Source organism: Breoghania sp. (assembly GCF_030066895.1).
GTDB lineage: Bacteria > Pseudomonadota > Alphaproteobacteria > Rhizobiales > Stappiaceae > Breoghania.
In genome coordinates this window covers 1-22,154 of sequence record NZ_JASJAV010000035.1, presented here as the reverse complement: position 1 = coordinate 22,154, position 22,154 = coordinate 1, and the positions used below count along the sequence as shown (strand labels likewise).

Sequence of the window (22,154 nt, the reverse complement as noted above, 5' to 3'; positions counted from 1 at the left end):
CTGTGGCTTGTTCTTCCGGACGAGGAACGGACGTAGCGGATTACGCGGTTTCCCAAGGGTATCTTGGAGCTTTCGTTTCGACAGGTCCACCCTCAACCCGGTCGTCAGCGAAAATTGAGGTATCAAGTTTGCCGCTGATGCGCAAACGGTCATTTGTGTGCGAGCGTCGGCGCGACCGTGTGCCCTTCTCCGCCACTGTCTTTTTGCCTGTCCCCCCGATCCGGTCCAAGCGCATCGAGCGCGGCAGCGAGAGCGGCCGGATCGTGCAGCGACCACACTTCCAGCGCCTCCGTCCGTCCGCGCACGGCCACCGCATGCGGTGAAGCAGGAACCGGATCCTCCTAGTTGCCCGCAATCGCCAGGCTCTCGATACCGGCGGCAGCAAGCGTCGCATTGGAGAGAACGGCAAAGTCGCCCAGTTCTTTCGACGCCCCTTCCAGTCGGCTTGCCACGTTGACCGTGTCGCCCAATGCGGTGAACTGGGCGGCGGCCCCCGCATCGCCCTGAAGCCCGATCCGGCCGAGAATGGCTGGCCCGGTGTGAATGCCGATGCCGAGCCTGAGCGGGGCTTCCAGTTGTGCGACAAGGTCGGCATTGGCTTGTTCCAGCGCATCTGCCAGCGCCAGAACGGCAGAGAGCGCATCGCGCGCGCCCTGCTCGCGGCTCGTTTCAACGCCGAACAACGCCATGATGCCGTCGCCCATCACCTTGTCGATCATGACGCCGGAGGCGCGGATGGCTGCCGCCGTCCCGTCCAGGTAACGGTTGAGGATGAAGACGACGTCAGAGGATGAAGACGACGTCATAGGGAAGTCGCCCTTCGGAAAGCGCCGTGAACCCGCGCAGATCGACGAACATCACGGTCACCGGCCGTTCCACGCCCCAGCGATAGGCGTCATCGCCCGGCGTCTGCCGGATCGTGGTGTGTCCGGCTTCCAGAAGCGGCTTGACCACGAGATCGGCGCCCGGCCGGATCTGGCAGGCAAGACGCACGTCCGATCCCGCCCCGACCCGCGCCAGAACCGTGCTTTCCGCCGCGCCCGGAGGTGCCAGCGTGGCGAGACCGGAAAGAACCTGCGTGCGGCAGGTGAAGCACCGCATCCGCCCGCCGCAAATGGAAATGTGGGGCACGCCATAGGCCCGGCTGATTTCCAGAAGTGTGGCTTCGGGGCGGCCGCGCACGCGGCGGCCGTTGGCATAGGTGACCGTGAACCCTGCCGCGACGCGATCCGAGACCCGGCGCAGTAGAACGGCGAGAACGACCGCCACCAGGACGGCAATGAGCCCCAAGCGGCCCAGATGGGTCCATTCGCCGAGCACGACCTTTTGCGCAAGCGTGGTGTTGATTTTCAGCCCGCCGGTTTCCTCCAGAAGCCGGGCCGCGTTGAACCATCCGGTCAGCGCTAGTGTCGGCACCAGTACCGCGCCGATCGCCAGCCACGGACGGATGCGGGCATATCGGCGTTTCAGCCGCAGCCAGTAGTGTAGGCCGAGGGCCGCATGGGCTCAGACGATCAGCAGCAGCACCGATTGCCAGAAGGCATAGCCCGTCCAGAGCGCGGTCAGTTTGTGGCGATAGTCGATCGAGGCGTGGAACCCGGTCATCGCCCCGCGCGTGGCCACGATATGCTTGATTAGAATGCAGGTGATGGCCAGTCCGAGGGCGATCTGCACCGCTTTCCATGTGGGCATGCGCCAGGTGCGCCGCCCGGCCAGCTTGACGAGCGCCAGTGTCACATGAACTGTCAGCGCGCCGTATAGAAGGATCTGTCCCGGCACCGAGGACCAGACGAGATAGCGCAGATCCTGCCCCGCCTGCATGGCGGCAAGTGACACGTTGCCGAGTGCACGATTGAGGAAATGGGAGAGCACGAAGGTAAACAGCACCAGCCCCGCGCCAAGCCGCAACCGCTGCCCGAGCGGCCCCGCACCCGGCGTGCGCAACGCGCCCGTCTGGGCGATTCCGGCCTTGTCTTGCCCGCTCTTATCGCGGTCGCGACCCGCATCACCAGGCCCCGTCCTGCCGGCCGCGGCTCTTTGCGCCCCGTTCGTGCCCACCGTCTTCCTCCCCTGGCTCGCGCGCACTTTGTGTCTCGCGCCTGTGGCCTTTGCGCTTGGTGCCAAGGCCTCCCTTCCTCGCGCCTGCGGTCAGGCCCGGAAGCCTACGGTAAGGGAGGCGCAGGATTTCTAAATGGCGGAAACGACTTCAACAAGAAAACCGGCATCAGCCTTTCTTTATAAGCATATCAAACTTTGGCTTCAATGGTCCGAACGGGGGCTTGCCATGGACAATCTTGCAGAATTTCGCGCGAAGGTGGAAGGAACTCCGCTCATCGACAATGCGCCGACCTTGCGTATGAAGAGCCGGAATTTCTTCTGGTTCTCGCCGATACTGCGCAAGGAGCCGGAAGGCCACATGGCCGATCTCGTATTGCAGCCGCGCGACAAGCAGGAGCTGTTGCGCGTGGCCGCCGCAGCCCGTGTGCCGATCGCCCTGTGCGGCGGGAGTACCGGGAATTACGGCCAGGCGGTGCCGCTGGCAGGCGGCGTAGTGCTCGACATGACCCGCCGCAACCGGCTCGTTCGCGCCGCACCGGGGGCGGCCCGCATTGAGGCGGGCGCGACGCTTCTGGAAATCGACCGCTCCTTCAAGTCGACCGGCTGGTAAATACGCCTTCACCCCTCAACCCGCAAGAGCGCCACTGTCGGCGGCTTTCTGGCGGGTGGTGCGGGCGGCATCGGCAGCTGCACCTGGGGCCAGATCTCGGACCGCGGCGCGGTCCTGTCGGTGGAGGTGGTTACGCTGGAGGAGGAGCCGCGCATTCTGGAGCTTTCCGGCGACGACGTCATGCGCGTCATCCGTACCTACGGCGTCAACGGCATCATCACGGAAGTGGAAATGGCGCTGGCCCCCATCCAGCCCTGGGCGGAGCGGGTCTATGCCTTTCCCTCGCTGGCAAAGGCGGCGTCCTTCGGCATGGCGCTGACATCCGCCGATGCCGTCGCCAAGAAGCTCGTTTCCATCCACGATGCGCGGATCCCACCGCTCATCAAGCGCCTCTCGCCGCTGGTGCCCGCAGGCTCGGCGATGGCGATCACGATGGTCAGCGAACCGCAGATCGCCTCTGCCGACCGACTGGCGAAACTGGAGGGCGGGGCGTGTGTCTTTGCGCGCAACGCCGAGGAAACGGATGCCGCGGCCTTCTCCGATATTGGCACCATGCCGCCGCTTTACGAATACACCTGGAACCACACCACGCTGCACGCCATGCGGCTCGATCCCGCCTTCACCTATCTGCAGGTGCGCTATTCGCCCGACGATGCGCTGGAGACGGTTAGCCGCGTAGCGCGGGCCTTTCCCGACTAGATCGTGCTCCATCTGGAATTCCAGCGCTGGTTCGGCCGGGTGACCTGTTCGTCCCTGCCGCTGGTCCGCTATACTGGGCGCGACCGTCTCTACGAGATCATCGACAAGCTGAATGCCATGGGCGCTCAGGTCGCCGACCCGCATACCTGGCGGCTCGACAATGCCGGATGCAAACGGATCGATGCGCCCCAACCCGATTTCAAGACCGTGGCCGATCCCTTCGGACTGATGAAGCCGGGCAAGCTCGTCGACTGGCCCGCACCCGAAACCGCGCTCAGTTTCCCGATCAAACGCCCCGCCTGAGACATTGCCCGCAATTCCGCCCGCAAGCCGGATGGCTTACAATGACGGGCTGAGGAGCGGTGGAATTCGTGGATCGCGGATCTGCCGGAAGATGGGCCGGCTCAGGGAGGGCTACGTGAACGATCAGAAGATCGAAAAGCACGACGATTCAGACGGTTCAAACCACTATCCGCGCCATCGCGGCCGCTTCGACCCGACCCGCATGGCATTGCGGCGGCTCTATTTCGGCGAAGGCAGGGGACCACAGCTGTTCCGCGGTCTGCTGATCACCTTCGACATTGGGACCGTGATCTATTTCGTAGGCTCTTCGGTGCTCGATCCGCACCCCACGCTGCACCTGACCGACTACATCATCGCATTGATATTGATGGCCGATTACGTCGCGCGGCTGGCGATTGCCGTGCGTCCGGTGAAGACCGCGCTGGAATTCACCGCGCTTGCCGATCTCGTGGTCATCGCCTCGCTGCTGGCGGCCGCCTTCATCGAGAATCTCGGTTTCCTAAGAATTCTCAGGATGTTGCGTCTTCTGCGCTCCTACCACGTGCTACGCGATCTGCGGCGCGGCTGGCCCTGGTTCAAGCGCAACGAGGAAGTCATCCAGTCGGCGGTCAATCTGCTCGTTTTCGTCTTTATCGTCACAGCCGTCGTCTTTGTCGCGTAATTGCATATCGACGAGAACATCAATACCTATGTCGATGCGCTATATTTCACGGTCACAACGCTGACGACTACCGGTTTCGACGACATCACCATAACCGATACATTCGGGCGACTGCTGACGGTGGAGATCATGTTGATCGACGTGGCGCTGTTCTTGCGGCTAGTGCAGACGATCTTCCGGCCGAGCAAGTATCCCTTCACCTGCCCCGATTGCGGTCTGAACCGGCACGATCCGGATGCGATCCACTGCAAGCATTGCGGTCGGCTTCTGAAAATCCCGATCGAAGGGGAGTGGTGATCGCCCCGCGCGCGCCGTTCAAACGTCCGTTTTGCGGGCGTTTTAATATTCTCTCGAATCCGGTTCGAATTTCCCTCGCGGATCTCGAACGTTCAAATTCACGCCGACCGCAGCCAGTCGATCATGCCGTGAGCGGCGACGACCCCGGTCGCGAAACTCGCCTGGAGAAGATATCCAACCGTCGGGGCCTCCCAGTCGATCATCTCGCCAGCCAGAAATATCCCCGATCTCGATCGCAGCATCCAGCTCTCGTCGATGGCCTCCAGCGCGACCCCGCCTGCACCCGATAGGCGCGCGCTCCAGTCCGGCTGTGGCGGTGAGCGTCACGGGGCAGGCGCGGATCCTGCGGGCAAGATCGTCGGGGGCATCGGGCAACGGTCCGGCTTCGCGCAAGAGACCGATGCCGAGCGGCGTGAGCCCCGCTGCCTTTCGCAGGAAATTGGAGATCGACTGCTTTCCGCGCGGTCTGGCAAGCCGGGCGGAAAGTGCGTCCTCGGGGCTGTCGGGGCGAAGGTTCACGAGGAGATTGACCGGTCCGTTCGCCTCGATTGCCTCGCGCAAGGGGTGAGACAGCGCATAGACCGGCCCGCCCTCGACGCCGGTCGCGGCGATCATCAGATCGCCGCGCGCGGTGTGATCGTCGAAGGTGAGTTCCACGGTCTTCAGGGGCTGTCCGGCAAAACGGTCGGCAAAAACCGGTGTCCAGTCGACGCGAAAGTCGCAATTGGCCGGTTTCAGTTCCTAGACTTCGATCACGGCTCCGCGCAACCGATCCGGCCAGGCGGGATCGGCGCCGAGCTTCGACCAGCTCAAACCGCCGAGCGCCAGAAGGGTCGCGGCGGGGCGGACCTTTTTCGGACCCTCCGGCGTCTCGAAGGATAGCGCGCCGTCCTCCTCCCAGCCCGTCCAGCGGTGGCGGGGCAGGATCGTCACGCCGAGATCGGTGAGACGGGAAAGCCAGGCGCGCAGTAGCGGCGATCCCTTCATCGCCTTGGGAAAGACATGGTGGCTGGAGCCGACGAAGGTCTCCGTCCCGAGCCCGTCGACCCAAGCGCGCAATGCTTCGGGCGGGAAGGTGCGGATCGCCGGTTCCAGCCGAATTCTCGCCGCGCCGTAGCGGGTGAGGAAGGTGTCGAGCTCTTCGGCATGGATCAGGTTCAACCCGCCGCGCCCTGCCATCAGAAAGCGGCGGGCAGGAGAGGTGAGCTGGTCGTAGACGGTGACTCGGTATCCGCCATGGCCGAGCGTTCCGGCCGCAATCAGGCCCGCCGGACCGGCGCCGATGACGGCGATGTCGGAGGTATTTGAAGGGGCAGAAGTTTCGGTCATGGTGCGGCTCTCGATATGGGGGGACCCACTATAGCACGAAGGGAGTGCGTCGGAACCTCGAACCGCCTCGAAATCGACGCAACCACCGTGCGCTCGTCGCTATTCCCAATATCCATCCGGTGCCGCCGCGCCGGATGCCCTATTTCAGTTCGCCGGTCGCCAGTGCGATTTCCCAGGCGGTCGGGTCGAAGCCCAGCAGGCGATGGTCGTCGCTTTCGGCGATCGGGCGCTTGATGATCGAGGGCTCGCGCAGCATCAGCTCGATCGCGGCGGCCTCGTTGGTGGTGGCGTCTTTCACCTCGTCGGGCTGCTTGCGCCAGGTGGTGCCGCGGGTGTTCAGGATCTTTTCCCAGCCGAATTCCGCCACCTGGGCGCGCAGCGCCGCTTCGTCGACGCCCTTCTTCTTGTAATCGTGGAACTCGTAATCTACCCCGGCCTCCGCCAGAAAGCGCCGGGCCTTCTTCACCGTGTCGCAGTTGGCGATGCCGTAGAGCTTCATGACGTGTCCTTTCGCGTGTCGGTTTGAGGCCGCCAGATAGATAAAGACGAATCGCAGCCTCGAGGCAAGTCGTGGGCGGCAGATCTCCCGGCGCGTGACCTGCAGAGATTGACATTCGTCGTGCGCATCCCTATCTGGGCGCTCGGGTGTAAGGCTCCGGCCGCTCGCAAGACCCCGCTAGGTCATGGTGAAGCCCTTCCCGTTCTCAAACGAAGTCTTGAACGTCCGACGTCGCGGTGCGACGGCAATGAGAGCCCCGTCTCTTCCTGCCGCATTGCTCGGACCTTTTTGATTGAGGCTTGCGATGAACGGAAACCTGCAAACCCTGCCCACACTCGACGAGGCCAAACGCCAGGCAAAGCGCCTGCACGGCGAACTGGTCGATTTCTGCACCGAGATCCCGCATGGCCGGGCGCTCGAACTTCTCGCCCACCAGCACGGCTACCGCGACTGGAACACTTTTCACGCGGTGATCGGCAACGGTCCGCCCGCAGATGAGAACCGGCCGCCGCGGGTGGGCAGCCCGGTGCAGATCGGCGAGACCGCGCGCGGCACCTATCTTGGCCAGCCGTGTACCGGTCAGGTCGTGTCGGTGAACGTGCTCGGTCGCAATGGCGATGCAACCGCGCGCTAACGGGTCGAGATCGATTTCGAGGAGGTCGTCGACGTGGTCACCTTCGATAGCTTCTCGTTCTTCCGCAAACGGGTGACGGCGACGCTCGACAGCAGCGGCGTCACCGCGGCCAGGACCTCCAACGGCGAACCGCACATGCGGTTGCTGCTCGGCTAGGGGCGGTCGCAGATCCCCTCTCCCCATGGGAGAGGGGACGGATACGGCAAACTTTCAACTTGCCGATCAGGACAATGTGAGAGAGCTGTTTCCCAGCAGATGACGGGGCCCGGCGCTCTCTCGCTCCACGAGATGCGGGGCAACGACCACGCGGCGGGCCTCCATCGGATCTCCGTCGATCTGGGCGAGGATCATCGAGGTGGCCTTCGCCCCGATTTCCGCTGCGCCGTTGTTGACCTAGGTCAGCGACGGCGTGACGGTGGCTGCGTCGAGCGCATCGTCATAGCCCACCACCGCGATGTCGCGTCCCGCTTCCACCCCGTGGCGGCGCAACGCCTCGATCAGGCCGCGCCCGACCATGTTGCTGAAGCACACCACAGCCGTGGGGCGCGGGTCGAAGGCGAGCAGGTTTTCCGCCCCCAGAAACCCTTCGGCCCGGGTCATCATTTCAGGCAGATAAACCTGTGTGTGCCCGGATCAATCCCGGCCTCGCGCAAGGCGGAAACCCAGCCGTCGTGTCGGTCGCGGATCTGCGCCGCCCGCCGAGAAAGGCGATATGGCGATGCCCGGCGGCGATCAGGTGACGCACCGCATTGCGCGTACCCATGATGTCGTCGCCGCGAATGACCGGCGCGCGTGCCTTCCACGTCGCGGCAGATCAGCGTGACGAGGAAATCGGCATCCACCAGATGGTTGATTTCGGCCGGGTCCGTGCCGACCCAGGGACACAGCACCAACCCGTCGGCGCGGTGTTGCAGCAGGGCCTGAACGAAGGTGCGCTGACGTTCCACGTCGTCACGATGATTGCAGATGAAGACGATCTGGTCGTTTTCGCCCAGCGTGTTTTCAAGCGCGCCGAAGATCTCGGCGAAATAGGGATTGAGAATGTCGTGAACGGCGACGCCGACCACGTTGGAGCGCGCCGTCCTCAGCGCCGCAGCGGACCGGTTGTAGATATAGCCAGCGGCTTCCGCCTCGCGTTTCACGCGTTCGTGGGTCGCATCCGCCACAAGCGGGGAGTTGCGCAAGGCGAGCGAGAGCGTCGCCTTGGAAACGCCCAGCCGCTCGGCCAGATGGCTCAAGGTCAGGCGCTTGCGTCGGCTCGGTGCGGCAGGTGCCGCGGGGCGTCCTCCGGATCTCGGTCCGTGTCCGTCCATGATCGCTCATATCGTTATTGACGAATACAAATCCAAGCGCTGCGGGCCCACTAATTCAATGACAATTGTCCTGTCGCGGCGCAGTAAGTGCGTTGTTACGCCTGCGGGACCGGCGTCGCCGTCTTGCTGATCTGACGTTCGCAGTAGAGCAGATAGAGCCCGGAACTGACGATGACCGAGGCTCCCAGAACGGTGGTAAAGCCCGGAATATCGGCAAAGACGATGTAGCCGAGGCCGACCATCCACACGATCTGGCTGTAGAAAAAGGGCGCAAGCACGGGGGCGGGCACGATTGCGTGCGCCTTGGTGAGCAACCAGTGGCCGGCACCGCCGAAAAGACCGGTGGCCATCAGCAGCACCCACAGGCCGGGGCTCTACGGTGTCTCCCAGACGGTGATCACCGAGGGCGTCATGGTGAGCATGGCGACGGCGGCGGAAATGATCAGCATCCCGTCGACTGATTCGGTCTCGGTGAGGATCCGCGTCAGCAAGGCGTAGATCGCATAGGAGGCCATCGCCGCCAGGGAAAAGCCGACTGCCCAGTGCAGCCCGCCCAGGCCCAACCGCATGACCACGAGGACGCCGCAGAACCCGATGATGATCGCCACCCATCGTCTGCGGCCCGGCCAGCGCCGTGATCAGCAACGGCCCGGCGAACATGATCGAGACCGTTTCGGAAAGCTGGAGATATTGCAGTGCCTGAAAGTTGAAGATCGTGGAGCTCAGAAGCGCGAAGGAACGCAGGATCTGCAGCACCGATCGGCGCGTGCGCACGATGTGGCGGCGCTTCCACAGCCGGAAGGCGAAGATCGCCAGGATCAGGTGGGAGACGAAGCGGAACCACACGATTTCCAGTGGCGGCACATGCTGGCCGAGATACTTGGCCGTGGTGTCGAGGCAGGAAAACAGCGCCACCGCGCCCACGATCAGCATGATCCCGGCAAGCCGTGCCTTCAGCTTTTCGGCCGTGAAGGCTTGAGCGTGATCGACGTCGATGCCTGAATGGGCCGGTCTTCGGGGCTCACCCATCATGGAAGTCCGTCATTGCTGGAGGTGGGCCGTATCGGTTGCGGCTGTCGTGCGGTGCGGCTCTGAGGACGCTTGAGGCAGACACTAAAGCAGCGGCGAGGGTTCAGCCATTGCATATAACGCATGACTGAAAGAATTAGCTATGCACCATAAATGACGCAAGGGAATTAAGGGGTTCAGCGTCCAGCGCAGCCGGGGTTTCCGGTCCCTTTCGTCCAATCATCACTTTGCGTCATCCGGTTTTGCGGGCAGGATCGTGCGTGCGGTCCCGCATTGAAGCGGGGATTTTCTGCGCACTCGCAAAAAGCGGGGCGACAAGTTCATTTTTCCGGTGCCGCAGGACGGCGCCGTCCGGCATCGTTTTTCAAGCTGGCATGAGCGGATACGGGCGGAACGAAGCCATGATGGAGCATGTCTTTTCGATCGGGGATCGGGCCCCCGATCTCGTGAACGCGATTATCGAGATCCCGCAAACCTCAGCCATGTCGCGCAAGCTCGAAATCGACCTTGCGACTGGGCGGCTCACCAATGCGGGCGATGTCGATCCGCCCGTTCCGACCTATTGGCATTATGGCTGCCTTCCCCAGACGCTCGGCGACGAGGGGGAGGCGCTGGACGTCATGCTGGTGGTGGATTCTCGCGTCCGGGAACCGGGCGAAGAGGTCGCCGTGCGTCCCATCGGCGTGTTCATCGCCATCGACGGCTGGGAGAGCAACGACGACAAGATCATCGCCGTGCCCGAGACCCCGGCCCATGCCCATATCCGCGAAATCGGCGATCTCGCGCCCATCCGGACCCTGGAGGGGGAGGACCTGCCGCTTGCCGCGGCCATGAACGCCTTCCTGGCGCGCTACTGGCCGGGCGATGCCATCATTTTCGATGGCTGGGGCAACAGCTGCGATGCGCTGCGGATCATCCGCATCGGCATGAACAGATATCGCTGCGCGCCGCTGGCCGGAAGCACGCACGAGGCCAGCACCTTATCCGCTCCACCAGCATCTCTTCATTCCACCACCGCCGAGCCACTACGGCGAGACGCAGTTCGTGGAGGATATCGAACCGGTGCGCGCGCTGTTTGACCGTAAACCCGGCGATCCGGATTGCGGCCATATCGTCTCTGGCGCCGAGCTGAAGCGCAGGTTGCGGGCCTCGGGCCGCGCGATCGGCCGCTCGCGTCTGTGTGGACATTGCCGCGACCGGCTGATCGCGGAGCGGTTGCGTATGGCCGATGTGCTGGCGGGCTACGGCGCCAAGGTCTTCACCGCCTCCAACGACACCGACTAGCTGAAACAGGCGCGGGCCCACGGGGTGGTGACCACCCATGTCGACCACGAGGATTACGAGATGGAGAACGTTGCAGGGATCAGCGCGATGGATCTCAGAACGATCCAGTACCGGCGCGCCGACGAAGCCCATGTGGCGGTGGTCGAACACGGGGTCGACCGGGGGACGCGCTGAAGGATCGGCTCGTACGCATCGGCGTCGCCAAGGCGCATGAGGCGTGTCAGGTCTTCAACGTGCCGGATCGGCTGGTGCCTGCGGGCGGCGGGCGCCAGATTACCCAGCTCACCAACTGGGTGGATTATGGCTTCAACATCTGGCCCGACCGGCGCAACCGGCCGTATCTGGTGACCGGTGAGGCGGTGTGCCGGATTGCCGAAGCGCGTGGGCGGATGGCTGAGCTAGAGACCTTCATGGAAGATTGCGCGGCCGCATTCGAAGGCGTTCACGTCCTGAAATTCGCCGAGGACCGGCCTTTCGGGGCGCCGACCAACAGCATCAATATCGGCACTGCGATCATCGCCAATACCAGCCTTGCCGATGACTGTCGCCGTGAGATGGAGGAGATCTCGATCGCCCCGTCGACAACTCCCTGCACATGGATGAATGCGCGCCGGACCTGCGTTGCGCGGTGTTTCCGTTGGACAAGTCCGCCTATTCGCTGCTGCTGGAAGGCGACCCACTGCACCATGCCTCCGTGGATCGCGCTTGCATCGACCCGCTCGATCCGATGGACTCCTTTTTCGACGTGCTCGTGCAGAATGCCGTCACCGTGCGCCGCCGACGGCCGAGCCGTGTTGCGAAGGCCCCCGATGACGATAGCGGGCATTGATCCCGCGAGGCCCAACCTGGAAAACTCGGATGGACGCGAAACCCGCCGCTCTCATCTTCGACTGGGACAACGCGATGATCGACGGCACGGCCTATTTCGCCGCCGTCGATGCTGCCGTATTCGAGCGGATCCGGCGCGAGGACGGGGTGGAGGCGAGCTCGCCGCACGAGGCTCTTCCCGGCGAAAGCGATCTCGCTTTCTTCACCCGGCTGCCGGGGCGCGAAGATCTAGCGCGCAAGGCGATGGCGCTGTTTGAGGCGTGCACCCGTGGCGTCGAGATGCCGGTCGACCTGCTGTCCGGTGCCGCCGAACTGCTGCGGTTTGCCGAAGATCACGGCATTCCGCATGCCGTTCACAGCAATTCCGAGGATGCCTATCTGCGTGATTTCGTGCGCGTGGTCTGCACCCATGCCGATCTGCATGTACCTCTGACGGTCGGCATCCAATCTGGCCGGGTCGGCAAGAAGCCCGATCCCGGCGGGATCCACGAGGTACTGCGGCTGCTCTCGCTCTCAGACGCCCCGATCGATGCGGACAGGCGGGTTTGGATCGTCGGCGATTCCGCAAAGACCGACGGTCAGGCGGGATGCAACGCCGGGACCAGCGTCGCGCTGGTGCCCTAAAAGGGCGCCGTGCCGGACGTGCTGCACGAAAGCTGGCGGGTGTTTGCGGATCTCGATGCGCTCAGGTCGGCGCTTGAAGCTGTGTGCGAGAGGTGAGGGAGTGTTTGGGGCATTGAGGGGCTGAGGCCCATCCTTCGAGACGGCGTCTGCGACGCCTCCTCAGGATGACGTTATCGCGTTGTTATATTGAAAGAAGTTCGCACCACTGACAATGTCATCCCCGCCTACGCGGGGTAGACAGTCAGGAGCAAAACGTGCGCATCTTGGGCCAGATTTTGTGGAGGCCCGAAGGGCCGTCTCGAAGGATGGGCCACGGGTACTCGCGCCTCTCCCGCCCTCAAATCCCATCCTTGGCAGCGACGACGCGCAATTGATGGATAAGGTGGTTGAGCGAGTCCTTCGACAGGCCGCCGATCTTGGTCGACAGCAGGTTGGCGAGTTCGGTCGCCTCCGGTTCCAGTCCGGCCGTGTCCACCGTGATGCGGGGATCGGAGACCTCCGCCAGGCGCTGCAATTCCTCCGCCTCGTCCCAGATCACGTTGAAAAAGGTGATGATGCGCTGGACCATGAACCAGGTCGGGCGTCCCCGGCGGCCGTGTTCGAGGGCGGAGAGATAGGCGCTGGAAACCTGCAACGTTTCCGCCATTTCCTTCAGCGTAATGCCGCGCTTGCGGCGCATTTCGCGCAATTTCGCGCCGAACGGCGTCATTATTCCCTTCTCCTCATTGCCCTCATCTCTTCTTCGTCCGCCGGACGCGGACATAAAGCGCGCCCGCTCCGCCGTGACCGATATCCGCCTCGTCGAAGTCGATGACCAGCGCGCGGAATTCCGGCCGCGACAGCCACATCGGCACCATACGCCGCAACACGCCCTCACCCGACCCCGACCGTCCGCCCTTGCCGGTGATCACCAGAACCAGCCGGTGCCCCTTGACCTGCGCGGTGGAGAGAAAGCGTCGGAGGCGGCCATGGGCCTCGTCCTGCGTCATGCCGTGCAGGTCGATGCGGGCATCGATACCGGTCTTGCCGCGCGCCACCTTCTGCCGCATGCGGCGGTCGAGCGGGGCGAGCGCGGGAACCTTCGGCGCAGGAAGCGGGCCGGATTTGCGCGAGGGGGCCGAGGTTGAAGAGCGCGGGCGCAAGGCGCTGGGCGCGATCTGCGTGCGCTTGGGCGAGGGCGGGACCTCGCCGTTGAGATCGGCAGGCGGGGTTTCCGGCTCTTCGGCGTGAAAGCTCTTGCCGGGAAGCGGCGTCAGGGCTTTGACGACCTGCTGCCAGAGCTGCTTTTCTTCCGGGCTCAGCGGGCCCCGTCCGCGTTTCTTGCCGCCGTGGCTCACCGGTGCTCTCCCTGGGCGGAGGCTCGGGCAAGGCGCGAACCGCGCGGTGCCAGAACGGTGAATCGGGCGCCATGCTTGATCTCGCCCGCCAGGCGCCCTGCTTGCACACCCGTACCGACGAAAATGTTGCCGCGCGCAGGCCCCACGATCGCCGAGCCGGTATCCTGCGCGATCATCAGCTGGGCGAAATGCCCACCGGCGGTTTTGGGAAGGTCGGCCTCCACATAGATCGGCGTGCCGAAGGCATGGAGTTTGCGGTCAACGGCCAATGAGCGGCCCGGCGTCAGCGGCACGCCCGCCGCGCCCTCCGGCCCCGCATCGGCGTCCCCCTCCATCTCGCGAAAGAAGATGAAGGAGCGATTGTAATCGATCAGCGCGCGGGCCTCGTTCCGGTGGGCCTCAAGCCAGGCGCGCAGGGTCTCCATGGTCATGTCCTGGCGCGCGATCTCTCCGCGCGCGATCAGGATCCGGCCGATGGCCGTATAGGGCTGGCCACTCTTGGCCGCATAGGCGAGCCGCATGACGGAGCCGTCGGCAAGCTGCAACCGGGCGGAACCCTGAACATGGATGAAGAACGCATCGATCGGGTCCTCCACCCAGGCGATCTCCAGCCCCCGGCAGGAAAGGGCGCCGGCCTCGATGGCCGGGCGGTCGGGATACTCGGTCAGCCCGCCAGTCGCGGTGCGTGGGGCAAAGACATATTCCGGATCGATACCGGCCGCAGTCGCCGTGCGGCGCTCGGCGGCGGTGATCTTCACCAGATCGTCCAGTTTTCGATAAAGCGGAACGGTGAACCGGTCGGTGCGCACGCGACTGCCGGGGATCGCGGGTTCGAAATATCCGGTGACGAACCCGGCAAGCGGCGCGCCCTTGTCGAAAAGCCACACGGGCACGAATTCGCGCTCGAAAAAGGCCCGCGCCGCTGCACGCGAGCCTTTCGCCTTGTTCACCTTGCCGCAAAGGGCAGCCAGATCGCGGCCGGAAACGCCGAGCCCCGCGAAACGGTCGCGGAGCTTTTCGCATCCCACAAGAAAGGCATGAAGCGCGGCGCGCTGATCGTCGCCGGCCCAGCCGGGCATGTCGGAAAAGGAAATCGCTTCGATGCTGATACCCGGCACAACGGTGCGAACGCCGTCGGCCGCGGCAACGCGCATCTCCGCCGCGAGGCCGGAGATCCCGGTGGAGGGCGCCCCTTTGTCGGGCGAGGTCGGATCGTTCGAAGCGTTCAAGGTCGCCGTCTCGTTCATTGGCGTTTCGCCGCCTGCGCGCACGCTTGCCTCGGCCGCAGCCGCGACCACGCCACCGGCGATGAGCAATGTTGCGGCGAACGCGCTCCGTGTGCGGAAAAACGCCTGCGACCTGGCCCTGTTCGCGCGGCCGCGATCCGGGCTGGGCGACGGAGGAGGGAGCCTCCGCGCAGCTTTCAGCATGTCAGTCCGCCGTTTCGGTGGCTACCAGCTTCCAGTTCGGATCGCGGGAAGTGACGTCGCGCGCAAACGTCCAGATGTCGGTGACGTCGACGACCTGGTTGGGATCGCCCTCGATGATGGCGCCGTCCTCGTTGCGCGTGGCGGAAATCAGCTTGGAGCGGAAACGCACCGTCACCTGGGCGATGTTTTCCTTCAGCGTGGCTTCCACGATTTCCGCCTTGTCGATGCCGACGAAGGTGGAGAAAACCGTCTCCTTGCGCGACTCGCGATCGGCGATCGCGGCGACGAAGCCATCGTAGACTTCCTTCGACAACAGGGTATTCAGCGTCTTGCGATCGCCGCCGGCGAAGGCCGTGATGATCATCTCGTAGGCGGCCTTGGCGCCTTCCACGAAATTGCGCGGGTCGAAGGACCTGTCGGAGGAAATGATGGAGCGGAGCGCCTCGTTGAGCGCGCTGCCCGCAGGTGCGACCTTCTCAAGCCGTTGCTCCGCGATCTCCTCATGGCGCGCGTCGGCCTCCTCGCCGCGCGAGGGCAGCGGCAACACGTTGTCGTTGGTATCGCGCGCCTCTCCTGCCTCGTGGGATGCGTCGCCATTGTCGCGTCCGCGTTGCGAATAGGGATCGAAGGGCGGACGCTCACTGCCCGTGCGCCGACCGAGAACGCTGCGCAATTTGAACAGGATCACGACGGCCAGTACGAGGAATATGATGCTGTAGACGTCAAGAAAACCACTCATGTCCCGTTACCGGCTGTGCTGTCTTCAGGTGATGACGGTGCCCCTCCCAGCGGCACACCGGCGGCATTGTTACCGGTTCCGTCACCGTTTTCTTCCATTTATGTAAGTCCTCTTGAACCAGCATCCAACGCCCAGCACAAGCCCCGCGTGCCGTTTGATGCAAAAAGGTGGCGAAACCATCGGGAAATTTTCCATTTTGTTTTTAAAAGTAAGCGTTTCGCCGACCTTGGCTGGCGTCGCGGCGCTTGCACACCTATGTAACGCGGGAACACTTGAGAGGCACGATGAGACCGGGACTGCTACTGCCAATCGCCCTTCTGGGCATTCCAATCCTCGAGATCGCCGTCTTCATTCAGGTCGGCAGTCTTATCGGGCTCTTTCCGACGCTGGCGATGATCTTTGTGACCGCCGTCATCGGCACCTCACTGCTGCGCTATCAGGGCTTTTCGCTTCTTGCGCGCATTCGCGCGGAAACGGAGGCCCGGCGCATTCCCGGTGCCGAACTCGGCCACGGCGCGATGATTCTGGTCGCGGGCGTCCTGCTGCTGACACCCGGTTTCGTGACCGACACGATCGGCTTTCTACTGTTCGTGCCCGCCATCCGCTCCGCGCTGTGGCGCTTCATCGCCCGCCATGTCGTGGTGATGGAAATGGGCCGCGGCGGTCCGCACGGTCCGGGGCGGCGTGGACCGGGAGATCCGGTTGTCGATCTTGATGAAGAGGAATGGAGCCGCAAGTCCGGCGATTCCGAAACCCTGTTGAACAACAATCGGCGGCTGAACTGAGCGGCTGGAATGCGTCGCCCGTACTTCGGGATGACAGGTGTGCGGGTGCCGATTTGTCGAACCGCACACGAATATCGCTCGGAAGCGGCGTTTGGATGCCGCTCCTGAGGCGATCCCCGCCCCTCTCCCTCTATCGCGGCAGCAACTGCCAGGTGTCGAGATCGAGAATGACGGACGGGTCGTAGCGCCCTTCCGCGTCGCGGTCGGGGAAATCGGCGCAGGGGTGGTCGACGGTGGCGACCGTGCGGATCCGTAGCGCTCCGATATCCTCGCGCCCGGCGATCGGCGCCTTGTCGAGCACCTCCGATCACGCGAAGACCGTGCCGTCCGCAAAAAGCGGTGCCACGTGGCGTCCGCCGTTGATGCCCGCCACGTGGAAGGCGGGGGCCAAGCCCGTTGAAGGACAGCGCGCGGGCCAGGCTGGTGACATGACCTCCGTAGATCAGCCGCCGTCCGAACCGCCCCTGGTCCTCGGTGAACTGGTTGAAGTGCACCTTGGCAGTGTTCTGGTAGAGGCGGGTGGCCAGCATGTGGTCACTTTCCTCCACCGTCATGCCGTCGACGTGGTCGATCTTCTTGCCCACCGCATAGTCGTCGAAACGGTGCGGGCTGCCGACGAGCGTTCCGTCCCATTCGGCCGTATCGAGAAGCGGCACCGCATCGCCCAGCGCATCGGGCTCAAGGGCCGTGGGCAGCTCCGGCACGGTCAATTCAGGAGCGGGCGAGGCTTCGTCGCGCTTCCTCACCATCACCCAGCGCACGTAATCGAGCACCTGCGTGCCGTCGGCCTTGTAGCCGGTGGAGCGCACATAGACAACGCTGGTCTTGCCCGAGGAGGTTTCCTTCAGGCCGATCACCTCGGAGACGGATGACAGCTTGTCGCCGGGATAGACCGAGGCCAGGAACCACCCGCCCGCATAGCCCAGATTGGCCACCGCATTGAGCAAGATGTCCGGCACGGTCTTTCCGAAGACGATGTGGAAGACGAGCATGTCGTCGATCGGCGCGCCATCATAGCCGAGACTTTCGGCAAACGCGTCGGAGGACTGGACAGCGAAGCGGGGGCCGTAGACCGCGGTATAGAGGACGACATCGCCCTCCGTCACCGTGCGCGGCGTGGCATGGCGCAAAATCTGGCCGAGCTGAAAATCTTCAAAGAAATTACCCGCATTCGTCTTGTCCGACATGTCTCACTCCCACCAGCCGGTTTCCGTAGGGGCGATTTAGAGCCTTGCCGCAGTGCAACGCAAGAGGATTTCTGTCGGGCCTCGCAATCGGGCGCGAAACAGGGCGCATGCGCCCCTTTGTATGCCTTTCGCTCGACCGTGAAACGATCTAGCCTTCAAAGGCTTTAGAGAGATTTGTGAGGGGAACATGAGCCGTCAGGAAGTGCTCGTCATCGGGCGGATGATGCCGTTTGTCGTCAAGACGCTAAAGGAGCGTTACGACGTTGTGGAGCTTGAACAGGAGGCCGATCGCGCCGGGTTCTTAGTTGCCGAGGGCGGCCGGTTCAAGGCTGCGGCCTGCGGTCTTGCGGGCGTGGACCGGGAGACGATCAAGGCTCTGCCGAACCTTCAGATCATCGCTGCCTTCGGCGTCGGCTATGACGGCGTGGACGTGAAGGCGGTGGCCGAAGCCGGTGTCGTGGTCACCAACACGCCGGACGTCTTGACCGAAGAGGTCGTCGATATCGCGCTGGCGCTGATGATCATGGCGGTGCGCGAATTGAACGTCGCAGAACACCACCTGTGCGAAGGCCGCTGGACGAGCGAGGGGCTCTATCCGCTCGCCCGCGGATCGTTGCAGGGCGCAACGCTGGGCATTTTCGGGCTCGGTCGCATCGGCAAGGCGATTGCGCGCCGGGTGGAAGCTTGCGGCATGGAAATCCGCTATCACGGGCGCCATGAACAGGCGGGCGTGCCCTTATACCTATCACGCAGATCTGAAGAGCCTGGCGGAGGCCAGCGACGTGCTGATGGTGGTTGCGCCGGGCGGGGCGGCAACCCATCACATGGTCGATGCGGGTATTCTGGAAGCGCTGGGGAGCGACGGATATCTGATCAATCAATGTCGGCCGCGCGGTCCGGTGGTCGATGAGGCCGCGCTGATCGAGGCTCTTGGGCGTGGCACGATCGCAGGTGCTGGGCTTGATGTCTTCGAGACCGAACCGAACGTGCCGCAGGCGCTGATCGACTTGCCCAACACGGTGCTGCTGCCGCATGTGGCCTCCGCCTCGATCTGCACGAGGGAGGCGATGGGGCAGCTCGTCGTCGACAACATCTCAGCCTGGCTGAAAGAGGGGCGTGTGCTCACGCCAGTGCCCGAGACGCCCGTTCCCGCCGTATCCTGAGGCGGGTTCGCGCGTGGTCCTGCGCGAGGGAATGGTCAAGGGCGGGGAAAATGGGGTAAACCCGCTGAACTCCGCCCCGAGACGAGCTTCGGGCCAACCGGCGGATAGCCGGGCCCTGTCGGCCCCGATGAATTATTCCGATGAACTGGATAGATCTCGCAATCTTCGCCGCTGCGCTCTTCGTCGCCGCGGTCGCGCCCGGACCAGGCATTGCGGCCATTGTCGGGCGCGTGCTGGTATGCGAGCGAAAGGGTGCGGTCGCCCTGTGTTGCGGCATGATGCTGGGGGATGCGGTGTGGCTGTCGATCGCGGTGTTCGGCCTTGCCGTCATCGCGCACACCTTCGCGTCGATCTTCCTGGTCGTGCGCTATGCGGGCGCGCTTTATCTGCTCTATCTGGCGTGGAAGATGTGGACGACCCCGGCGGGCGCCATCTACATGCCGACCCCGTCGGCGGAGAGCCCGAGTCGCCTGTTCATTGGCGGGATCGCGGTGACGCTTGGCAATCCGAAAGCCATTGTCTTCTACCTGGCGCTTATGCCCAACCTGTTCGACCTGAAGCGGATCACGCCGCTCGCCTATACCGAACTCGTCGTCACCATCTTTGTGGTCCTGAGCGTGGTCTTCAGCGGCTATGTGTTGCTGGCGCACTGGGCGCGCAGGTTGTTCTCCATGCCGAAGGCGGTGCGTCGGCTCAACCGGAGAGTGGGGGCGGTCATGGCGGGGGCTGCGGCGGTGATCGCGGCCCGTTGAAACGCCGCAACAATGCCGATTTTCCGCGCCATGAAGGGCCATCGGGCGGGGCTCGCAGGAAGGGGCTGAACTTCCTTCTCCCGACAGCCGTGTTCGGCATTGTCCCTGTGCTCGGTGTCTTGCGTGTTCACATGGATATTTCCACGGGTTCTCCTCATGTTGAACCCGCGCGCGAAGCCCTTATAACCTAACCATCACATTCAGATTGCAGGTCGCTGATTCGCATGAACGATACTCCGAAGAACGGCAATGGCGCGGACGACTATGGCGCAGATTCCATCAAGATCCTCAAGGGCCTGGATGCCGTACGCAAGCGTCCTGGCATGTACATCGGCGATACCGACGATGGCTCCGGCCTGCACCACATGGTCTACGAGGTGGTCGACAACGCCATCGACGAGGCGCTCGCGGGCTGGGCGGACCTGGTTTCGGTCACCCTGAATGCCGACGGATCGGTCTCCGTGAAGGACAACGGCCGCGGTATTCCGACCGAGATGCACGAGGAAGGCGTGTCGGCGGCCGAGGTCATCATGACCCAGCTTCATGCCGGCGGTAAGTTCGACCAGAATTCCTACAAGGTCTCCGGCGGTCTGCACGGCGTCGGCGTTTCTGTGGTGAACGCGCTGTCGACCTCGCTGAAGCTCGTCATTGCGCGCAATGGCCACATCCACGAGATGAGCTTCACGCACGGCGTCGCCGATGCGCCGCTCAAGGTGATTGGCGATGCGGGCGATGCGACCGGCACCGAGGTGACCTTCCATCCCTCGTCGGAAACCTTCACCAAGCTCGACTTCGATTTCGACACGCTGGAACACCGCCTGCGCGAGCTGGCCTTCCTGAATTCCGGCGTGCGCATCCGCCTGACCGACAATCGCGGTGTGGAGCCGCGCTCCGAGGAACTGCATTACGAGGGTGGGCTGGAAGCTTTCGTGCGCTACATCGACCGCGCCAAGCATCCGCTGATCGAGGATCCAATCGTCATCAGTGCGGAGAAGGACGGCATCACGGTGGAAGCCGCGCTGTGGTGGAACGACAACTACCACGAGCAGGTGCTGTGCTTCACCAACAATACTCCGCAGCGCGATGGCGGCACCCATCTGGCGGGCTTCCGCGGTGCCCTGACGCGTCAGGTGACCGTCTATGCCGATCACTCGGGCCTGACCAAGAAGGAAAAGGTCGGCCTGTCCGGCGACGACTGCCGCGAGGGACTTACCTGCGTCCTGTCGGTCAAGGTGCCGGATCCGAAATTCTCGTCGCAAACCAAAGACAAGCTCGTTTCCTCCGAGGTTCGCCCGGTCGTCGAAAACGCCATCAACCAGGCCATGTCTGACTGGTTCGAGGAGCATCCCGCCCCCGCCAAGATCATTGTCGGAAAGGTGGTGGAGGCCGCTGCCGCCCGTGAGGCGGCGCGCAAGGCGCGCGATCTGACACGGCGCAAGGGCGCGCTCGACGTCGCTTCGCTGCCCGGTAAGCTCGCCGACTGTCAGGAGCGCGATCCGACGAAGGCCGAATTGTTCCTCGTCGAGGGTGACTCGGCAGGTGGCTCCGCCAAGCAGGGCCGCCACCGCGAAAACCAGGCCGTGCTGCCGCTCAGAGGTAAGATCCTCAACGTGGAGCGCGCGCGCTTCGACAAGATGCTGTCGTCGAACGAAATCGGCACGATGATCACCGCGCTCGGCACGGGCATCGGCAAGGAAGAGTTCACGCCGGAAAAGCTGCGCTACCACAAGATCATCATCATGACCGATGCTGACGTGGACGGCGCGCATATCCGCACGCTGCTACTCACCTTCTTCTTCCGTCAGATGCCGGAACTGGTGGAGCGCGGGCACATCTATATCGCCCAGCCGCCGCTCTACAAGGTCAAGCGCGGCAACTCCGAACAGTACCTGAAGGACGAGGCCGCGCTGGAGAACTTCCTGATCTCCACCGGTCTTGAAGAAACCAGCCTGACGCTGAACAATGGCGAAGTGCGCTCCGGCGAGAACCTGCGCGCCGTCGTGGAGAAGTCGCGGATCATCGCATCGGTTCTGGACGGCCTGCATTCGCGTTACGATCGCCGCGTGGTCGAGCAGGCGGCGATTGCCGGTGCCTTGTCGCCGGTCATTCTGGATGACCGGGAAAAGGCAAAGGAAGCGGCCGCCTACATCGCCCGTCGCCTCGACATTCTGGCCGAGGAATTCGAAAAGGGCTGGGAAGGCGAGGCGCGCGACGACGGATCGCTCGTCTTCACCTGCACGCTGCGCGGCGTGAAAGAGGCCGCGGTCATCGATGCCGCGCTGCTCGATTCCGCCGATGCCCGCAAGCTCAACAGCTATCACGAGCACCTGTTCGAGATTTACGCCAAGGCGGCGACGCTGAAGCGCAAGGACACGGCGACCCTCATTCGCGGTTCCCGCGCGCTGCATGATGCGGTGCTCAGCTTCGGCCGCAAGGGCCTGTCGCTGCAGCGCTACAAGGGCCTGGGCGAGATGAACCCCGACCAGCTGTGGGAAACCACGCTCGACCCGGATGCGCGCACGTTGTTGCAGGTGCGGGTCGAGGACATGGCCGAGGCCGATGACCTCTTCACCAAGCTGATGGGCGACGTGGT

27 protein-coding genes and 5 pseudogenes are annotated in these 22,154 nt (G+C 63.8%); 15 read left to right on the top strand and 17 right to left on the bottom strand.

The window, feature by feature from the left end; genetic code table 11:
- Nucleotides 1-149: 149 nt before the first annotated feature.
- From QNJ43_RS25735 to QNJ43_RS25720, 4 genes are all read right to left on the bottom strand, one after another.
- Nucleotides 150-305, bottom strand: coding sequence for a hypothetical protein (locus QNJ43_RS25735; RefSeq protein ID WP_300474695.1), 156 nt, complete (start codon nt 303-305; stop codon nt 150-152).
- Between the two features lie 36 nt (nt 306-341).
- A complete protein-coding gene (locus QNJ43_RS25730) occupies nt 342-806 on the bottom strand; it encodes an adenylate/guanylate cyclase domain-containing protein (RefSeq protein ID WP_300474693.1) in 465 nt (154 codons plus the stop codon).
- Nucleotides 784-1,416 carry a 2Fe-2S iron-sulfur cluster-binding protein gene (locus QNJ43_RS25725; protein ID WP_300474691.1) on the bottom strand — a complete coding sequence of 211 codons (633 nt, stop codon included), beginning with the start codon at nt 1,414-1,416 and terminating at the stop codon, nt 784-786. The genes QNJ43_RS25730 and QNJ43_RS25725 overlap by 23 nt, the downstream gene beginning before the upstream one ends.
- A gap of 90 nt (nt 1,417-1,506) precedes the next feature.
- Nucleotides 1,507-2,058 carry a hypothetical protein gene (locus QNJ43_RS25720; protein ID WP_300474688.1) on the bottom strand — a complete coding sequence of 184 codons (552 nt, stop codon included), beginning with the start codon at nt 2,056-2,058 and terminating at the stop codon, nt 1,507-1,509.
- Between the two features lie 226 nt (nt 2,059-2,284).
- Between QNJ43_RS25720 and QNJ43_RS25715 the strand changes: the two genes are divergently transcribed.
- The 5 genes from QNJ43_RS25715 (at nt 2,285) to QNJ43_RS25695 (ending at nt 4,628) form a co-directional block, all read left to right on the top strand.
- Nucleotides 2,285-2,668, top strand: coding sequence for an FAD-binding protein (locus tag QNJ43_RS25715; RefSeq protein WP_300474685.1), 384 nt, complete (start codon nt 2,285-2,287; stop codon nt 2,666-2,668).
- Nucleotides 2,669-2,788: 120 nt separating this feature from the next.
- Complete coding sequence (locus QNJ43_RS25710) at nt 2,789-3,367, top strand: hypothetical protein (RefSeq protein ID WP_300474682.1); 579 nt, start codon at nt 2,789-2,791, stop codon at nt 3,365-3,367.
- A 3-nt stretch (nt 3,368-3,370) separates the two neighbouring features.
- The gene (locus QNJ43_RS25705; protein WP_300474679.1) at nt 3,371-3,670 is read left to right on the top strand and encodes a hypothetical protein; all 300 of its coding nucleotides are present in this window, start codon (nt 3,371-3,373) and stop codon (nt 3,668-3,670) included.
- A 115-nt stretch (nt 3,671-3,785) separates the two neighbouring features.
- Nucleotides 3,786-4,331: a hypothetical protein gene (locus tag QNJ43_RS25700; protein WP_300474677.1), complete on the top strand. Its 546-nt coding sequence runs from the start codon at nt 3,786-3,788 to the stop codon at nt 4,329-4,331.
- Nucleotides 4,332-4,628 (top strand): ion channel, encoded by a 297-nt coding sequence (locus QNJ43_RS25695; protein ID WP_300474674.1) that lies wholly within the window; start codon nt 4,332-4,334, stop codon nt 4,626-4,628.
- 98 nt (nt 4,629-4,726) lie between these two features.
- On the opposite strand, the pseudogene QNJ43_RS25690 reads toward QNJ43_RS25695, so the two are convergent.
- Nucleotides 4,727-5,957 (bottom strand): annotated as a pseudogene (locus tag QNJ43_RS25690) (TIGR03862 family flavoprotein).
- Between the two features lie 139 nt (nt 5,958-6,096).
- Nucleotides 6,097-6,456 carry an ArsC family reductase gene (locus tag QNJ43_RS25685; RefSeq protein WP_300474672.1) on the bottom strand — a complete coding sequence of 120 codons (360 nt, stop codon included), beginning with the start codon at nt 6,454-6,456 and terminating at the stop codon, nt 6,097-6,099.
- A gap of 304 nt (nt 6,457-6,760) precedes the next feature.
- On the opposite strand from QNJ43_RS25685, the pseudogene QNJ43_RS25680 reads away from it, so the two are divergent.
- Nucleotides 6,761-7,246, top strand: a pseudogene (locus tag QNJ43_RS25680) (glyoxalase superfamily protein).
- Between the two features lie 66 nt (nt 7,247-7,312).
- Here QNJ43_RS25680 and QNJ43_RS25675 read toward each other — a convergent pair.
- From QNJ43_RS25675 to QNJ43_RS25650, 6 genes and pseudogenes are all read right to left on the bottom strand, one after another.
- Nucleotides 7,313-7,441, bottom strand: coding sequence for a hypothetical protein (locus QNJ43_RS25675; protein ID WP_300474670.1), 129 nt, complete (start codon nt 7,439-7,441; stop codon nt 7,313-7,315).
- Between the two features lie 42 nt (nt 7,442-7,483).
- Nucleotides 7,484-7,693, bottom strand: a complete 210-nt coding sequence (locus tag QNJ43_RS25670; RefSeq protein ID WP_300474667.1) for a substrate-binding domain-containing protein — start codon at nt 7,691-7,693, stop codon at nt 7,484-7,486.
- On the bottom strand, nt 7,690-8,328 hold the full coding sequence (locus QNJ43_RS25665; RefSeq protein ID WP_300474665.1) for a LacI family DNA-binding transcriptional regulator: 639 nt from the start codon (nt 8,326-8,328) through the stop codon (nt 7,690-7,692). Before QNJ43_RS25665 ends, QNJ43_RS25670 begins: the two co-directional genes overlap by 4 nt.
- A gap of 170 nt (nt 8,329-8,498) precedes the next feature.
- Nucleotides 8,499-8,753, bottom strand: coding sequence for a hypothetical protein (locus tag QNJ43_RS25660; protein WP_300474741.1), 255 nt, complete (start codon nt 8,751-8,753; stop codon nt 8,499-8,501).
- A 24-nt stretch (nt 8,754-8,777) separates the two neighbouring features.
- A complete protein-coding gene (locus QNJ43_RS25655) occupies nt 8,778-8,972 on the bottom strand; it encodes a hypothetical protein (RefSeq protein WP_300474739.1) in 195 nt (64 codons plus the stop codon).
- Nucleotides 8,973-9,087: 115 nt separating this feature from the next.
- Nucleotides 9,088-9,336 (bottom strand): annotated as a pseudogene (locus QNJ43_RS25650) (EamA/RhaT family transporter); the annotation flags it as partial.
- A gap of 497 nt (nt 9,337-9,833) precedes the next feature.
- Here QNJ43_RS25650 and QNJ43_RS25645 point away from each other — a divergent pair.
- From QNJ43_RS25645 to QNJ43_RS25625, 5 genes are all read left to right on the top strand, one after another.
- Nucleotides 9,834-10,511 carry an inorganic diphosphatase gene (locus QNJ43_RS25645; RefSeq protein ID WP_300474663.1) on the top strand — a complete coding sequence of 226 codons (678 nt, stop codon included), beginning with the start codon at nt 9,834-9,836 and terminating at the stop codon, nt 10,509-10,511.
- Nucleotides 10,477-10,716, top strand: a complete 240-nt coding sequence (locus QNJ43_RS25640; RefSeq protein ID WP_300474661.1) for a hypothetical protein — start codon at nt 10,477-10,479, stop codon at nt 10,714-10,716. Before QNJ43_RS25645 ends, QNJ43_RS25640 begins: the two co-directional genes overlap by 35 nt.
- Before the next feature lie 27 nt (nt 10,717-10,743).
- Entirely contained in the window at nt 10,744-10,890 is a 147-nt protein-coding gene (locus tag QNJ43_RS25635) for a hypothetical protein (RefSeq protein WP_300474659.1), read from the top strand.
- A gap of 421 nt (nt 10,891-11,311) precedes the next feature.
- Complete coding sequence (locus QNJ43_RS25630) at nt 11,312-11,545, top strand: hypothetical protein (RefSeq protein WP_300474657.1); 234 nt, start codon at nt 11,312-11,314, stop codon at nt 11,543-11,545.
- Between the two features lie 29 nt (nt 11,546-11,574).
- Nucleotides 11,575-12,168: an HAD hydrolase-like protein gene (locus QNJ43_RS25625; RefSeq protein WP_300474655.1), complete on the top strand. Its 594-nt coding sequence runs from the start codon at nt 11,575-11,577 to the stop codon at nt 12,166-12,168.
- Between the two features lie 337 nt (nt 12,169-12,505).
- On the opposite strand, the gene QNJ43_RS25620 is transcribed toward QNJ43_RS25625, so the two are convergent.
- The 4 genes from QNJ43_RS25620 to QNJ43_RS25605 all read right to left on the bottom strand — a co-directional run bounded on the left by QNJ43_RS25620 (nt 12,506) and on the right by QNJ43_RS25605 (nt 15,674).
- Entirely contained in the window at nt 12,506-12,877 is a 372-nt protein-coding gene (locus QNJ43_RS25620) for a helix-turn-helix transcriptional regulator (protein ID WP_300474653.1), read from the bottom strand.
- Nucleotides 12,878-12,899: 22 nt separating this feature from the next.
- Nucleotides 12,900-13,505, bottom strand: a complete 606-nt coding sequence (locus tag QNJ43_RS25615; RefSeq protein ID WP_300474651.1) for a Smr/MutS family protein — start codon at nt 13,503-13,505, stop codon at nt 12,900-12,902.
- Entirely contained in the window at nt 13,502-14,803 is a 1,302-nt protein-coding gene (locus QNJ43_RS25610) for an MltA domain-containing protein (protein WP_300474649.1), read from the bottom strand. The genes QNJ43_RS25615 and QNJ43_RS25610 overlap by 4 nt, the downstream gene beginning before the upstream one ends.
- Nucleotides 14,804-14,936: 133 nt before the next feature.
- On the bottom strand, nt 14,937-15,674 hold the full coding sequence (locus tag QNJ43_RS25605; protein ID WP_300474647.1) for a Tim44/TimA family putative adaptor protein: 738 nt from the start codon (nt 15,672-15,674) through the stop codon (nt 14,937-14,939).
- 284 nt (nt 15,675-15,958) lie between these two features.
- On the opposite strand from QNJ43_RS25605, the gene QNJ43_RS25600 reads away from it, so the two are divergent.
- On the top strand, nt 15,959-16,459 hold the full coding sequence (locus QNJ43_RS25600; RefSeq protein ID WP_300474644.1) for an FxsA family protein: 501 nt from the start codon (nt 15,959-15,961) through the stop codon (nt 16,457-16,459).
- A gap of 130 nt (nt 16,460-16,589) precedes the next feature.
- On the opposite strand, the pseudogene QNJ43_RS25595 reads toward QNJ43_RS25600, so the two are convergent.
- Nucleotides 16,590-17,646, bottom strand: a pseudogene (locus tag QNJ43_RS25595) (MaoC family dehydratase).
- Between the two features lie 187 nt (nt 17,647-17,833).
- Between QNJ43_RS25595 and QNJ43_RS25590 the strand changes: the two are divergent.
- From QNJ43_RS25590 to gyrB, 3 genes and pseudogenes are all read left to right on the top strand, one after another.
- Nucleotides 17,834-18,809: pseudogene (locus tag QNJ43_RS25590) on the top strand (2-hydroxyacid dehydrogenase).
- Nucleotides 18,810-18,949: 140 nt separating this feature from the next.
- A complete protein-coding gene (locus tag QNJ43_RS25585; protein WP_300474641.1) occupies nt 18,950-19,561 on the top strand; it encodes a LysE family translocator in 612 nt (203 codons plus the stop codon).
- A 224-nt stretch (nt 19,562-19,785) separates the two neighbouring features.
- On the top strand, nt 19,786-22,154 hold a 2,369-nt coding region (gene gyrB, locus QNJ43_RS25580; RefSeq protein ID WP_300474639.1), incomplete at its 3' end, for a DNA topoisomerase (ATP-hydrolyzing) subunit B.